12 protein-coding genes are annotated in these 13,044 nt (G+C 59.4%); 5 read left to right on the top strand and 7 right to left on the bottom strand.

Translation table 11 applies throughout. From position 1 onward, the window contains the following. Positions 1 to 45 precede the first annotated feature (45 nt). The 6 genes from hfq to KUV22_RS05985 form a co-directional block, all read right to left on the bottom strand. Entirely contained in the window at positions 46 to 333 is a 288-nt protein-coding gene (gene hfq, locus KUV22_RS06010; RefSeq protein WP_010132407.1) for an RNA chaperone Hfq, read from the bottom strand. 181 nt (positions 334 to 514) lie between these two features. Continuing rightward, on the bottom strand, positions 515 to 1,438 hold the full coding sequence (gene miaA / locus KUV22_RS06005; protein WP_222230394.1) for a tRNA (adenosine(37)-N6)-dimethylallyltransferase MiaA: 924 nt from the start codon (positions 1,436 to 1,438) through the stop codon (positions 515 to 517). A gap of 43 nt (positions 1,439 to 1,481) precedes the next feature. Then, the gene (mutL, locus tag KUV22_RS06000) at positions 1,482 to 3,386 is read right to left on the bottom strand and encodes a DNA mismatch repair endonuclease MutL (protein ID WP_222229364.1); all 1,905 of its coding nucleotides are present in this window, start codon (positions 3,384 to 3,386) and stop codon (positions 1,482 to 1,484) included. Positions 3,387 to 3,485: 99 nt separating this feature from the next. Continuing rightward, positions 3,486 to 4,817 carry an N-acetylmuramoyl-L-alanine amidase gene (locus tag KUV22_RS05995; protein WP_261319224.1) on the bottom strand — a complete coding sequence of 444 codons (1,332 nt, stop codon included), beginning with the start codon at positions 4,815 to 4,817 and terminating at the stop codon, positions 3,486 to 3,488. Between the two features lie 53 nt (positions 4,818 to 4,870). After that, a complete protein-coding gene (gene tsaE / locus KUV22_RS05990; protein ID WP_222229362.1) occupies positions 4,871 to 5,368 on the bottom strand; it encodes a tRNA (adenosine(37)-N6)-threonylcarbamoyltransferase complex ATPase subunit type 1 TsaE in 498 nt (165 codons plus the stop codon). Between the two features lie 35 nt (positions 5,369 to 5,403). Beyond that, a complete protein-coding gene (locus tag KUV22_RS05985; protein ID WP_222230390.1) occupies positions 5,404 to 6,927 on the bottom strand; it encodes an NAD(P)H-hydrate dehydratase in 1,524 nt (507 codons plus the stop codon). 121 nt (positions 6,928 to 7,048) lie between these two features. Between KUV22_RS05985 and queG the strand changes: the two genes are divergently transcribed. Beyond that, a complete protein-coding gene (queG, locus tag KUV22_RS05980) occupies positions 7,049 to 8,161 on the top strand; it encodes a tRNA epoxyqueuosine(34) reductase QueG (RefSeq protein WP_222229360.1) in 1,113 nt (370 codons plus the stop codon). A gap of 13 nt (positions 8,162 to 8,174) precedes the next feature. Here queG and orn read toward each other — a convergent pair whose 3' ends face one another. Further along, complete coding sequence (gene orn / locus KUV22_RS05975) at positions 8,175 to 8,717, bottom strand: oligoribonuclease (RefSeq protein WP_222229358.1); 543 nt, start codon at positions 8,715 to 8,717, stop codon at positions 8,175 to 8,177. Positions 8,718 to 8,841: 124 nt separating this feature from the next. Between orn and rsgA the strand changes: the two genes are divergently transcribed. The 4 genes from rsgA (at position 8,842) to KUV22_RS05955 (ending at position 13,026) form a co-directional block, all read left to right on the top strand. Beyond that, positions 8,842 to 9,873, top strand: a complete 1,032-nt coding sequence (gene rsgA, locus KUV22_RS05970) for a small ribosomal subunit biogenesis GTPase RsgA (protein ID WP_222229355.1) — start codon at positions 8,842 to 8,844, stop codon at positions 9,871 to 9,873. 73 nt (positions 9,874 to 9,946) lie between these two features. After that, positions 9,947 to 10,753, top strand: a complete 807-nt coding sequence (locus KUV22_RS05965) for a sulfurtransferase (protein ID WP_222229353.1) — start codon at positions 9,947 to 9,949, stop codon at positions 10,751 to 10,753. Between the two features lie 193 nt (positions 10,754 to 10,946). Further along, positions 10,947 to 11,798: an archaetidylserine decarboxylase gene (asd, locus tag KUV22_RS05960; RefSeq protein WP_222229350.1), complete on the top strand. Its 852-nt coding sequence runs from the start codon at positions 10,947 to 10,949 to the stop codon at positions 11,796 to 11,798. A 13-nt stretch (positions 11,799 to 11,811) separates the two neighbouring features. Next, on the top strand, positions 11,812 to 13,026 hold the full coding sequence (locus KUV22_RS05955; protein ID WP_222229348.1) for an MFS transporter: 1,215 nt from the start codon (positions 11,812 to 11,814) through the stop codon (positions 13,024 to 13,026). The last annotated feature ends 18 nt before the right edge of the window (positions 13,027 to 13,044 follow it).

The raw sequence follows: 13,044 nt of genomic DNA, 5'->3' as shown, positions 1-13,044 counted from the left end.
GACTAAACCCAGCATTAATTCAGCACCTGAAACACCCGCTCCGGCTTAGCCGCCGAAGCTATCGCGCTCACCGCCTTCCGGTGCGCCACCTTCACCACCCGGGCCAGCCGGATTCATCAGCGGTACACGCACGGCACGGGACGGTACTACGGTGGAAATCGCGTGCTTATAAACCATCTGGCTAACGGTGTTTTTCAACAGCACGACAAACTGGTCGAAAGATTCAATCTGGCCCTGCAATTTGATGCCGTTCACCAGATAGATAGAAACAGGGATACGCTCTTTACGCAAAACGTTCAGGTAAGGGTCTTGTAAGCTGTGCCCTTTTGACATCATTGTTCTCCTTGCCAAAAGATAGGTCGCCAGATGACGCACGATCGCGCCCGCGAATTCCGCGGACTAAAAAACGGCCATGGTGATGCGGCGTATAAAAAAGAGCCAAAAAATAGACAGGGCTCTGTGAATAACTGACTGATTTGGGACGGACACACCGGCCCACTCACGTTATGGCTGCTCAACCGAGAAATTTCAAGGCCTCTGGCAACATTTCCTCGATTTTGCGGACTTTCCCGCCAGGCTCTTGTGCGCCGATTCGAATAAGGTCGGGCCAGCGTCGCAACCAGGTGAGCTGGCGCTTGGCCAGTTGGCGGGTGGCAGCGATTCCGGCAGCCACCATCTGTTCGTAATCAGTATCGCCATCCAGGTATTCCCATACCTGGCGGTATCCCACCGCGCGAATTGCCGGCAGATCCTTGTGCAAATCACCGCGCGCGCGCAGCGCCTGCACCTCTTCAATGAACCCGTTTTGCAGCATCCTCTCAAAACGCTCGGCAATCCGCCGATGCAGAATACTGCGGTCTTCGGGCACGATCGCCAGCTGCTGCACTGCGTAGTACGCCAGTGGCGACTCCCGCTCCTGCTCGGCACGCAACTGGGTCATGGTCTTGCCGGAGAGGTGGAACACCTCCAGTGCACGCTCGATGCGCACCGAGTGATTCGGGTGCAACTCTGCCGCCAGCTCCGGATCGATCTTCTGCAGCTCCTGATGCAACGCCGGCCAACCTTCCTTTTCCGCCCGCGCCTCTATCTGCGCGCGGAATTCGGGATCCGCCTCAGGCATCTCTGCCATTCCCTGTAATAGAGCCTTGAAATAGAGCATGGTTCCGCCAACCAACAGTGGAATCCTGCCGCGCCCGCTGATCTCTTCCATCGCCGTCAGCGCGTCAGTGCGAAAACGCCCGGCGGAATAGCTCTCCGCCGGATCGCAGATATCGATCAGTCGATGCGGGTAGCGCGCCTGCTCCTCCGGCGTCGGCTTGGCAGAGCCGATATCCAGCCCGCGATAGACCAGCGCAGAATCCACGCTGATCAACTCCACCGGCAGCCGATCACTGATCGCCATGGCCAAATCGGTTTTACCCGAAGCCGTGGGGCCCATCAGGAAAATGGCGCGGGGACGGCCTTCAGCCGAAGCGTTCAACTTACTGACCTCGCATAAACCATTTATCCATGTCCGAGAGTTTTACTTGAGTCCATGTAGGCCTTCCGTGATTACACTGACCGCTGCGCTCGGTGCGCTCCATGTCCCGCAACAGGCCATTCATTTCGGGAATGGTTAACTTGCGGTTGGCGCGCACGGAACCGTGACAGGCCATGGTGGAGAGGATTTCGTTGATCTGATTGCCGATGCGATCACTGCTGCCCTCGGCCAGCAGATCGCTCAGCACATCGCGCACCAGCTGCTCTACCGGAGCACTGTGCAACATAGTGGGCACCTGCCGCACCATTAAGGTCTCCGGCCCCGCGCGCTGCAACACAAAGCCGAGCGCAGTGAATACTTCCTCACGCTCTTCAAAACAGTCTGCCTCGCGCTCACTCACCGCCAGGCTCACCGGCACCAGCAGGGGCTGGGCCCGAATACCGCCGGCGGCATGGGCAGCTTTCATCTGCTCGTAAACAATACGCTCGTGTGCCGCGTGCATATCCACCACCACCATACCGTGCTCGTTCTGCGACAAAATATAGATGCCGTGGAGCTGGGCGATGGCAAAGCCGAGGGGTGGAGTCTCACCTTCGGCCTCGGCGGGTACTTGCTGCGACCAGGCGGCGGTCGATGCCGGGCCTGCCGTTACGGCCGGCGCTTCCTGCACACCAGTGTCCAGCGGCTTGTGCAGCTCGCCGTAGCTCTGCATTTGCTGCTGAATTCTGTCCGCTGATGGCTGAGCACCGACACCACCCACCCCGCCAAACGCGGGAGTAGTCGCTTGCGCCGGTGCGGAAGACAGCGCCATACGCTCCTGGCCGGAAAACTCGCCGGCGGTAACACCGGAAACCTGAGGCGCAGAGGATTGCGATTCATCGCCCTCCTCGCGCGCTCCCGGGCGCACATCCGCCAATGCCCGGTGCAAAGAACCAAAGAGGAAGTCGTGCACCAGACGGCTGTCGCGGAAGCGCACTTCGTGCTTGGTGGGGTGCACGTTGACGTCCACCGCCGCAGGGTCCAGCTCAAGGTACAACACAAACGCGGGGTGGCGGCCGTGGTACAGCACATCGGCAAAGGCACGGCGCACCGCGTGACTCACCACCCGGTCGCGAATAGCTCGGCCATTCACGTAGAAAAACTGCAAGTCAGCCTGGGAGCGCGAAAACGCGGGCTCCGCCACCCACCCCCACAGACGCAGGCCACTGCGCTCCATTTCGATATGCAGGGCGTTTTGCATAAACGCCGGGCCGCACAACTGCGCCACCCGCCGCTCCATTTCTGCCCTTGAGGTGCCACCACGAAGGTTGTGCACGCCCTTGCCGTTGTGACGCAGACTGAAAGACACATCGAAACGGGCGAGCGCGAGGCGCTTGATGGTTTCGTCGACGCGGTTAAATTCGGTTTTTTCCGTGCGCAAAAACTTTCGCCGCGCGGGGGTATTAAAAAACAGGTCCCGCACCTCAACGGTGGTACCGCGCGGATGTGCCGCCGGCGCCAGCTGGGTTTCCATTTCACGCCCTTCCGCGGTCACCATCCAGCCCTTGCCGGATTCATCGCGGCTGCTGGTCATGGTCAGGCGGGCAACGGAGGAAATACTGGCAAGCGCTTCGCCGCGAAAACCGAGCGTAGCCACCGCTTCCAGGTCTTCCAGCGCATGGATTTTCGAGGTGGCGTGACGGGCCAGCGCCAAGTGCAGATCTTCTTTCTCGATCCCCTTGCCATTGTCGCGCACCATGATGCGCTTCACGCCCCCCGCATCCAGGTCGATTTCCAGTCGCGTAGCGCCGGCATCGAGACTATTTTCCAGCAACTCTTTGATCACGGAAGCCGGACGCTCGACCACCTCACCGGCGGCGATCTGGTTGGCAAGTCTGGGGGAGAGTAGTTGGATATTTTCTGGCATGGAGGTTTGAAAGCTGTGTGTAGTCTGTGCCGCCCCACTAAGGGGGCTCTATGTATCGGGCGGGCCCGCAAGCAACCGGAGCGCTTCGGGCTTTAAGCGTCAACCGGAGGGGATCGTCAGTGTCTGCCCCACTCGAATCATGGAATTGCGCATTCCATTCGCCTTTTTCAGGGCCGCCACGGAAATGTTATAGCGCGCAGCGATCGCCGACAGGGTATCACCCCGGCTAATCGTGTGTTTGCGGTCAACGCGACTGGCATTTGCCGCGAGCCAGGTGCCCGCGGGTGGGCGGGAACTGAAGTGAGCCACTATACCTTCACTGAGTTTTTCTGCCATGCGCTTCTGGAACGATGGGTCACGCAAGCGGCGCGCCTCCTGGGGGTTGGTAATAAACCCGGTCTCCACCAGAATCGAAGGTACATCCGGATTGCGCAGCACCGAGAAGTTGGCCTGCTCCACTTTCTTTTTGTGCAGATGGGTAAAGCTGCCCAGGGAACTCAGCACACTGCTGCCAATGTCCAGGCTGGCATTCATGGTAGCGGTCATCGCCAGATCCAGCAGCACACCGGCAAGGGTATCGTCCTTGTCGCTGAGACTGAGATCACCGGCACCCCCAATCAGGTCGGACTCATTTTCCCGCTGCGCGAGAAAACGCGCGGTTTCACTGGTGGCACCACGAGAGGACACTGCATAGACGCCGGCGCCGCGGGCGTCCTTGCGGGTAAAGGCATCGGCGTGAATGGATACGAACAGGTCTGCGCGCAACTGGCGCCCCTTCTTCACCCGGTCACGCAGGGCAATATAGTAATCCCCGGTGCGCACAAGTTTTGCGGAGAAGCCGCGTTTTTTGTCCAGGGATTTTTTCAGGTAGCGGGAAATGGCCAGCACCACATCCTTTTCCCGCAGCCCGCCCGGGCCGAGCGCGCCGGGGTCTTCACCACCGTGACCTGCATCGATGGCGATAACAATGTCTTTCTGGCCGCTGACCTGCACCTGCTGGATGGTTTTTTCTTCAACCTTGCCACGGTCGTGCAAATCGATCACCAGACGATCGGGCAGCTGCTCGTGACGGCGCAGGGCGAAACTGCGTGGATTAACCGGCTGCTTGAGATCCAGCACCACGCGTAAATCCCGCTGGTTCTGGGTCGCATGACGCACGCCGGCAATGGGGGTATCGGCAAGCGGCAGGTTGTCGATTGCCGCGGTAAGTTTCGCCCCACTTACGTCGATCACCACACGGTCAGGATTCTTCAGGGTAAACAGCTTGTGTTCGGCAGGGCCGTCGAGATCGAATACCAGACGCGTGTGGTCCGGCGCACGCCACAAGCGCACCCCCTCCACATCCGCACTGGATACGGGTAACGCAACCAGTGTTGCGAGGAGAAAAACAATGCTCGTTAGAAATCGCACCGGCAACCCTGCTCCAATCATTATTATTGCCCTGTTTATCGTCCGCGTGCTCGAACTGTACCCTGCAAGCCGAGTCAGCCTGGGTCAAAAAGCGCCCTGCCCAGCACCTCGGTACCGGCGTCACTGGCTGCGGTTAATTTTAGACTGCGCCCTTCTCCCTGCAGCTGCAATTCAATCTGCAGGTCCGGAGTCGGCAAAATGCCAGCGCCCCGCTCGGACCACTCCACCAGGCTCAGGCTACCGGGGCCAAAATAATCCCGCACCCCCATATACTCCAACTCCTCTGCATCGCCGAGACGATACAGGTCAAAGTGGTATACCCGTTCTGAGGGAAACTCATAAGGTTCCACCAGGGTGTATGTGGGGCTTTTTACCGCACCGCGATGCCCAAATGCACGTAACACACCGCGGCTGAATGTGGTTTTGCCGGCACCCAACTGACCGCCGAGAAAAAACACCAGGCCGGCGCTCATACCAGAGACGCGGCACGCTTCACCGAGCGTCTCGCCGGCCGCCACGGTGGCAGACTCATCCGGCAAATACAGCACTTTTTCCACAAGCTTACCGTCCAAGATTACTAGCCCCTATTAACGCTTCAACTCAGGCTTCAGTCCACAAGTGCGCGGATATGCGGCAACAAGTCCGTAGCTAACAGGCCGCGCTGGCCATCGGCGGCCGCGCGATTACCCGCTTCGCCGTGCAGCCACACCCCAAGGCGCGCCGCCTGCGGCAGTGCCATACCCTGCCCGATAAGGGATGCGATTACCCCGGTAAGCAGGTCTCCCATGCCTCCGGAGGCCATACCCGGGTTGCCGGTATTGATCACATCGGCGCCTTCGCGGTGGGCAATCACAGTACCTGCGCCCTTTAATATCACCACGCCACTGAATTTTTCCTGAATCGCGCGCGCTGCGGCCACCGGGTCTGCGTTCACCTCCGCGTTGGAAACCTGCAACAGGCGCGCCGCTTCCCCAATGTGGGGTGTCAGCACCCAGTCATCACGCTTGATACCGGCGAGAACCCGCCCACCGGCCAGAATGTTCAGCGCATCCGCGTCCAGCACCAGCGCCGCCTGTGCGCGGCCCGCGCGGGCCAGTAATTGTTCACTCCACGGCGACCGGCCCAGCCCCGGCCCCACTGCAATAACACTGGGCATCTCCAGCAAAGGCTCCAGCTCCTGCCCGGAAACCACCGGATGTGCCATCACCTCCGGGCGGCGGGTCAGTGACGCCACTACATGCTCCGGGCGGGTGGCGAGCGAGATCAGGCCACTCCCGGTGCGCGCCGCAGCCTCTGCAGCCATCATGGCAGCGCCCCCAAAACCGTGGTCTCCGCCGACGATCATCACATGACCAAATTGGTTCTTGTAACTGTCCGCCGTGCGCGCCGGCAGTCGCGCAAGGCTCTCTGCAGTATGGCGCAGTAACATACCCTGCACCTGTGGATAAATCTCGGCAGCCGCACCCAGATCGTCGAATACAACATCACCGGTAAGCGCGGGCCCCCGCCCCAGAAACAAACCAGCCTTGCGCCCAATAAATGTCACGGTTACATCCGCAGAGACCGCCTGCTCGGCAAAGCCGCTATCGGCATTGAGGCCCGACGGCAGATCCACGGCCAATACCGGAACACCTGCGCCATTGATATGCGCCACCGCTGCATCCACCGGGCTGCGCAGCGCACCGCTGAATCCGGTACCCAGCAAGGCATCCACCAGTACGGTGTTTTTCCCCACCGCCGGCATGGCGTCAATGGTCGACACCAACTCGGCACCCTCACGCTCGGCAAAGCCGTATGCCTCCAGCGCTTCCCCCTTCAGCTTCTCTACCGGCACCCCCATAAACACCGTCACCGGAATCTGGCGCTGGGCGGCGAGGCCGGCAATCACATAGCCATCACCGCCATTGTTGCCACCACCACAGAAAACCTGAATTTCGGCCACCTCAGGCCAGCGATGACGCAGGCAGCCAAATGCCGCGCGTCCGGCGCGCTTCATCAACGCGAGCCCGGGGATTTTCTGCTGGTTAATCACCAGTTGGTCGAGCTGGCGCACGGCTGCAGCACTGTAGAGTATTTGCGGCTCAGCAGCGGGGGTTGGGGCAAAATTCTGACGTTCCATGGTGTCCGACATAAGCGAGTACTGCATTCCTGCTGTGGTCAATTTTTAAACTGTGGCAAAATACCGGCAATTATACCGCCTCAACCAGCGAACCGCCGCACGCGGCCAGTGCCAATTTCCCCAATACTGACGAATGAGCAATACCCCCGACTCTCAGACCATGGCAGAACTCGCCACACAGATTCGCGTGTGGGGGCGGGAGCTGGGTTTCCAGCAGGTTGGAATTACCGATTGTCGGCTGGAAAAACACGGCGAGCGCCTGCAACACTGGCTGGATGCGGGTTACAACGGCGATATGGAGTGGATGGGCGCCCATGGCGACAAACGCTGGCGGCCGGGCTTACTCGAAGAGGGCACGTTGCGGGTGATCAGCGTGCGCTTGGACTATTTGCCTCCGGATACCCAGCCGGTGCAGGTGCTGAAAGACCCCGGCAAGGCCTATGTTTCCCGCTACGCCAACGGCCGCGATTACCACAAGTTAATCCGCAAGCGACTGGCACAACTGGCGCAACAGATCGACCGGTATTGTGAAGAGCGCGGCATCCCCGCCCAGGGCCGCGCTTTTACCGACAGCGCACCGGTGATGGAGCGGGCACTGGCGGAAAAGGCCGGGCTCGGCTGGATCGGCAAGAACTGCATGGTGATCAACAGCGAGGCCGGCAGCTGGTTTTTTCTCGGTGAGATCTACACCAATCTGCCACTACCGGTGGATGTAAGTGACGAGCCCAATCAATGCGGCGAATGCACCGCCTGCCTCAAGGTGTGCCCCACCGATGCGTTTATCGATGCCTACACCCTGGACGCACGCCGCTGCATTTCCTATCTCACCATTGAAAACAAAGGCCCGATCCCCGAGGAATTTCGCGAACCCATGGGTAACCGCGTATTTGGTTGCGACGACTGCCAGATCATCTGCCCCTGGAACAAGTTCGCCAAACCCACCTCGGAACAGGACTTTCACCCGCGCCACGGCCTCGACAGCGGCGAACTAACAGACCTGTTTCGCTGGACGGAGCAGGAATTCCTGAAAAAGACCGAGGGATCGGCGATTCGCCGCATTGGATTTGAACGCTGGCAGCGCAACCTGGCGGTAGCGCTGGGAAATGCCGACGCCACCCCGGAAGTGATCAGCGCGCTCGAAGAGCAACTCGATTCAGCGACGCCGCTGGTGGCCGAGCACATCCAGTGGGCGCTACAACGTTTGCGCAGTGGGCGGCGCAGGAAGCGTAAAATTAAACGCAGCTAAATCTGCGGCTGCATCAACTCATGCGAAAAAAGTGCTCGCGATAGTGCTTCAACTCGTTAATGGAGTCGTGAATATCGTCCATGGCCAGGTGCGACGAGGTCTTCTTTACCCCATCCAGCACATCCGGGCGCCAGCGTCGCGCCAGCTCCTTCACCGAACTTACATCCAGATTCCGGTAGTGGAAGTACTGCTCCAGTAGCGGCATATACTTCACCAGAAAGCGGCGATCCTGGCCGATAGAGTTGCCGCACATCGGGGAAGCCCCCTCTGGTACCCAGTGACGGAGGAATTCAATGGTTTCCCGCTCCGCTTGATGCTCACTGATACTGGAATCCTTGACCCGGGCCACCAGCCCGGAACCGCCGTGCTGCTCGGTATTCCAGTCGTCCATGGCCGCCAGCAGCGCATCGCTCTGGTGAATCGCCATGACCGGCCCTTCTGCCAGCACGTTCAGGCGCGAATCCGTCACCACGGTGGCGATTTCAATAATGCGCTCTTTCTCCGGATCCAGGCCAGTCATTTCCAGATCGATCCAGATCAGATTATTCTGATCCACAATAGTCTCCTTAACTGCCGCATCCCGCGGCCAGTTGCCATTAAATTGGACGATAGCGAGGAAGGTACCGCAACCACCTAGCGATGCAAGTTATAATCCGCCGCTTTCCACAACCCGAGCCCTCATGAGCAAACGCAAACTCAACCGCCGCCAGCAGTGGCGCATCGCCAAGATCCAGCAGGAGCGGGAGGCCCGCGCACGCAAACGCGAAGAAAACCTGGATCAGGCGGCGGAAGAAGGCGACCTGGGCCCAGAGCAGACCGGAATGGTCATCGCCAACTATGGCTCACAGGTACTGGTGGAGAGTGAAACCGATAGCCAGTTGCGACAACGCTGCCATGTGCGCGCCAATATCGACACTCTCGTCACCGGTGACAAGGTCGCCTGGAACCCGGCCACCGGCGATGCCACCGGCGGCCTCGGCGTGGTCGGTGCGCGCCTGCCGCGCCATTCGGAATTGCAGCGCCCAGATCGCTATGGCGACATGAAAACCGTGGCCGCCAATATCGATCGCATCCTGATCGTCATCGCGCCCTATCCGGAACCTTTTGCCAACGCCATCGATCGCTATCTGGTGGCAGCCGAGACCACCGGTATTCAGCCTCTATTGCTGCTCAACAAGATAGACCTGATCGACGACAGCAACCGGGAACACCTGGAAGACCTGCTCCAGCCCTATCCAGACCTGGGCTATCCGGTACTGAAACTCTCTACCAAAACCGGCGAGGGACTCGACAAGCTACTGGAAACACTGGCCGAGGGCACCAGCGTGTTCGTCGGCCAATCCGGGGTCGGCAAATCCTCGCTGATCAACGGCCTGCTCCCCAGCGCCGATGCCCGCACCGGCGCCCTGTCTGAAGCCACGGGCAAGGGTACCCACACCACCACGGCGGCGGAACTGTTTCACCTGCCCAGTGGTGGCGATCTGATAGACTCCCCCGGCATTAGAGAGTTCGGCATCTGGCACATGAGCGAACAAGCGCTGCTGGAAGGTTATGTGGAATTTCGTCCGTTTATCGGCCACTGCCGCTTCCGTGATTGCCGCCACCAGAGCGAACCCGGCTGTGCCATTCAGGAGGCCCTCGAGCGCGGCGACATCAGCCAACGCCGTATGGACAGCTTCCTGCACCTGCGCAACAGCTTGGAAAATGACTGAGCCCAACAGACCGGCGGCAACTTACTGCCCACAACTTGCTACCCACAACAAGGAATGCAACAAGGAACCCTGCGTGAGTGATATCCCACTGATACTGGAACCTGAACAACTGGCTTCGCTGCTCGAGCACGAAGAAATCCGTGTGATCGACCTGAGCAGCTCGCAAAACTACCTTGCGGGCCACATTCCCGGCGCACTAGGCCTACCCTTTCAGGCCCTGATGGCCGGCACCCCTCCGGCACCGGGCAAGCTGCCCTCAATCGAGCGCCTCACTCAGGTAATGCAGGCCATCGGCCTCACGCCGGATACCCACATCGTCGCCTGCGATGACGAAGGCGGTGGTTGGGCTGGACGCCTGCTGTGGACACTCGAAGTCATCGGTCACACAAAATACAGTTATTTAAATGGCGGCATGACCGCGTGGAAAAATGCCGGCCTGCCGCTGACAACCGAAGATGCCACCGTTACCCCAAGCAGCATCACAGTCAGCATCGCCGACGACGCTCCCATGATTGATGCGGAACAAATCCAGCAACGCCTCGGTCAAAACGACCTGCAAATCTGGGACGCACGCTCCCCCTTGGAATACAGCGGCGAGCGCATGGTGGCCATGCGCGGAGGCCATATCCCCGGTGCGATCAATTGCGAGTGGACACAACTGATGGATCCACAGCGCGACCTGCGTATTCGCGAAGACGCCAAAGAATTTCTCGCGGCGCTGGGCATTGATGGCAGCAAAGAAATTGCCACCCACTGCCAGAGCCACCACCGTTCAGCGTTTACCTGGCTGGTAGGAAAATCCCTGGGATTGCCGATCAAAGCCTACCCCGGCTCGTGGAGCGAATGGGGCAATCTGTCGGATACGCCGATAGAAAATTAAACAAAAGGTTTTCGAAAACTTACCCAGCACAAATTTTGAAGCTAAGTCCGGGTAGCGGGTTCGGGTTTTCAGGAGCGTCGCAAACAGGAGGTTTGCGCCGCAGCGCCCAGGGATGGGTTTACAGCGGTCCTGAAAACCCGAACCTGCTACCCGGACGCCACAGAACCACAACCAACGGGACCACCAAACCCAAATGCACCCGAAATTATTCATCTTCCTGCAGTACATCACCCCCCAGCACCTGCTCTCGAGAGCCGCCGGCTGGCTGGCAGAAACCCGCATCGGCGGTATTAAAAACCCGTTCACCAAGTGGTTCGTGGAAAAATACAAAGTCGATATGAGCGAGGCACTGGAAGAAGATTACACGGCGTACACCTGTTTCAACGATTTCTTCACCCGCGCCCTAAAAGAAGGCGCACGCCCCATCGCAGAAGGTGAGAAAACCATCGCCGGCTGTGCCGATGGCGCCATCAGCCAGCTGGGTGAAATTCACAACGGCAGAATCTTCCAGGCCAAAGGCCAGGACTACAGCCTGCTCGAACTGGTCGGCGGCGATCCCGAGGTCGCCGCACAGTTTACCGGCGGTAAGTTCGCCACCGTATACCTCTCTCCAAAAGATTATCACCGCGTTCATATGCCGCTGGATGGCGTTCTACAACGCATGATCTACGTGCCCGGTGAACTGTTCTCGGTAAACACCACCACCGCCGAAAACGTACCGCGCCTGTTTGCGCGCAACGAGCGTCTGGTCTGTATCTTTGACACCGCCGCCGGCCCCATGGCCATGATTCTTGTGGGCGCGATGATTGTCGCCGCCATCGAAACCGTCTGGGCCGGGCAGGTCGCGCCTATTAAGCGCCAGGTCCGCACCACCCGCTACGATGATCAGAAGCCGATCGCGCTGAAAAAAGGCGACGAGATGGGCCGATTCAAACTCGGCTCAACCGTGATACTGCTGTTCGGTGCGGACAAGGTGAACTGGCTCGAAAGCCTCGCGGCGGAGACCCCGGTAAAAATGGGCGAGCATTTTGGAGACCTGATTTAACCCCTTAACCAACATGCTCACATTGCCAGAGTTTATTCGCAGCAACCCCAAACTCGCTTTTTTTGCGCTGGTGGCGGTGGCTGCGTCTGGCTTCGGGCAGACATTTTTTATCGCCATTTTTGGCGGCGCGCTGCGCGCTGAGTTCAACCTGAGCAACATTTTGTACGGCGCAGGCTACAGTGCCGCCACCCTCCTCTCCGCGCTTGTACTACTGGGCGCCGGCACCCTGATTGATCACTGGCCGCTACGACGCGTGGCCATACTCGGCTCCCTACTGTTGGCCGCTGGATGCCTGGTAATGGGACTTGCCCACAGCGCCTGGATGCTGTTGCCGGGATTTTTCCTGCTGCGGTTTGCCGGCCAGGGATTTATGACCCACATGGGAATGACCACCGCCGGGCGCTACTTCACCGAAAACCGGGGAAAAGTGATTGCGCTGGCCGCCCTGGGGTTCCCAATCGCCGAAGCATTGCTCCCCACCACTGGTTCGCTGATTGTCGAGCAGCAAGGATGGCGCAGCGTGTGGCTGCTCTCCGCTGGTGTGTTAGTACTTGGCGTTTTGCCGGCCTTGTACTGGCTGGCGGGGCATGCGGGTGAACAAGGTGCGCAGTCGGCCGAAGCAACTCATCACAACAATAACCACTATACGCGTGCTCAAGTGCTTCGCGATCGTGGCTTTTACTGCCTGCTTCCCGCGGCGTTAATGACCCCGTTTGTAGTGACCGCGATACTGTTCCATCAGGGTGCCATCGCCGGCGAACGCGGGTGGTCTCTTTCGGTATTGGCAGGCGCTTTTGCGGGCTATGCCGGTGGGCATCTGCTCGCATTGTTTTTTGCGGGCAGCATCGTGGACCGAATTGGTGCGCAGCGAAGTCTGCCAGTCGCCCTGCTACCCATGTTCACGGCATTGCTACTACTCGCATTTAGCAATGCATGGTGGCTACCGTACGTTTACTTAACCTTGATTGGTATCGGCCAGGCCGGAACGGGTACTGCAAGCAGTGCGCTATGGCCGGAGCGATACGGCACCACGCATCTCGGCGCCATCCGCTCGGTTTCCCAGGCGAGCATGGTGCTTTCCACTGCGGTATCACCACTGCTGATAGGGCTTCTGCTGGATCAGGGAGTGAGCGTCACGGGTATTTCGCTGCTACTTGGAACTGTCGTGTTGTTTGCGAGCCTGCTGACACTGACAGCTTCGCTCACACCACAACAAACAACAACATAGCCCGGCTAAATACCGCAA

Origin of the sequence: Microbulbifer agarilyticus (genome assembly GCF_019800665.1) — a bacterium.
Classification (GTDB): domain Bacteria; phylum Pseudomonadota; class Gammaproteobacteria; order Pseudomonadales; family Cellvibrionaceae; genus Microbulbifer; species Microbulbifer agarilyticus_C.
This window is presented reverse-complemented; position numbering and strand designations above follow the sequence as displayed.

Coding starts and splice junctions, on each gene's coding strand:
- hfq (WP_010132407.1), bottom strand. CDS start 333: ATGTCAAAAGGGCACAGCTTACAAGACCCTTACCTGAACGTTTTGCGT.
- miaA (WP_222230394.1), bottom strand. CDS start 1,438: ATGGGCCCCACGGCTTCGGGTAAAACCGATTTGGCCATGGCGATCAGT.
- mutL (WP_222229364.1), bottom strand. CDS start 3,386: ATGCCAGAAAATATCCAACTACTCTCCCCCAGACTTGCCAACCAGATC.
- KUV22_RS05995 (WP_261319224.1), bottom strand. CDS start 4,817: ATGATTGGAGCAGGGTTGCCGGTGCGATTTCTAACGAGCATTGTTTTT.
- KUV22_RS05985 (WP_222230390.1), bottom strand. CDS start 6,927: ATGTCGGACACCATGGAACGTCAGAATTTTGCCCCAACCCCCGCTGCT.
- queG (WP_222229360.1), top strand. CDS start 7,049: ATGAGCAATACCCCCGACTCTCAGACCATGGCAGAACTCGCCACACAG.
- rsgA (WP_222229355.1), top strand. CDS start 8,842: ATGAGCAAACGCAAACTCAACCGCCGCCAGCAGTGGCGCATCGCCAAG.
- asd (WP_222229350.1), top strand. CDS start 10,947: ATGCACCCGAAATTATTCATCTTCCTGCAGTACATCACCCCCCAGCAC.
- KUV22_RS05955 (WP_222229348.1), top strand. CDS start 11,812: ATGCTCACATTGCCAGAGTTTATTCGCAGCAACCCCAAACTCGCTTTT.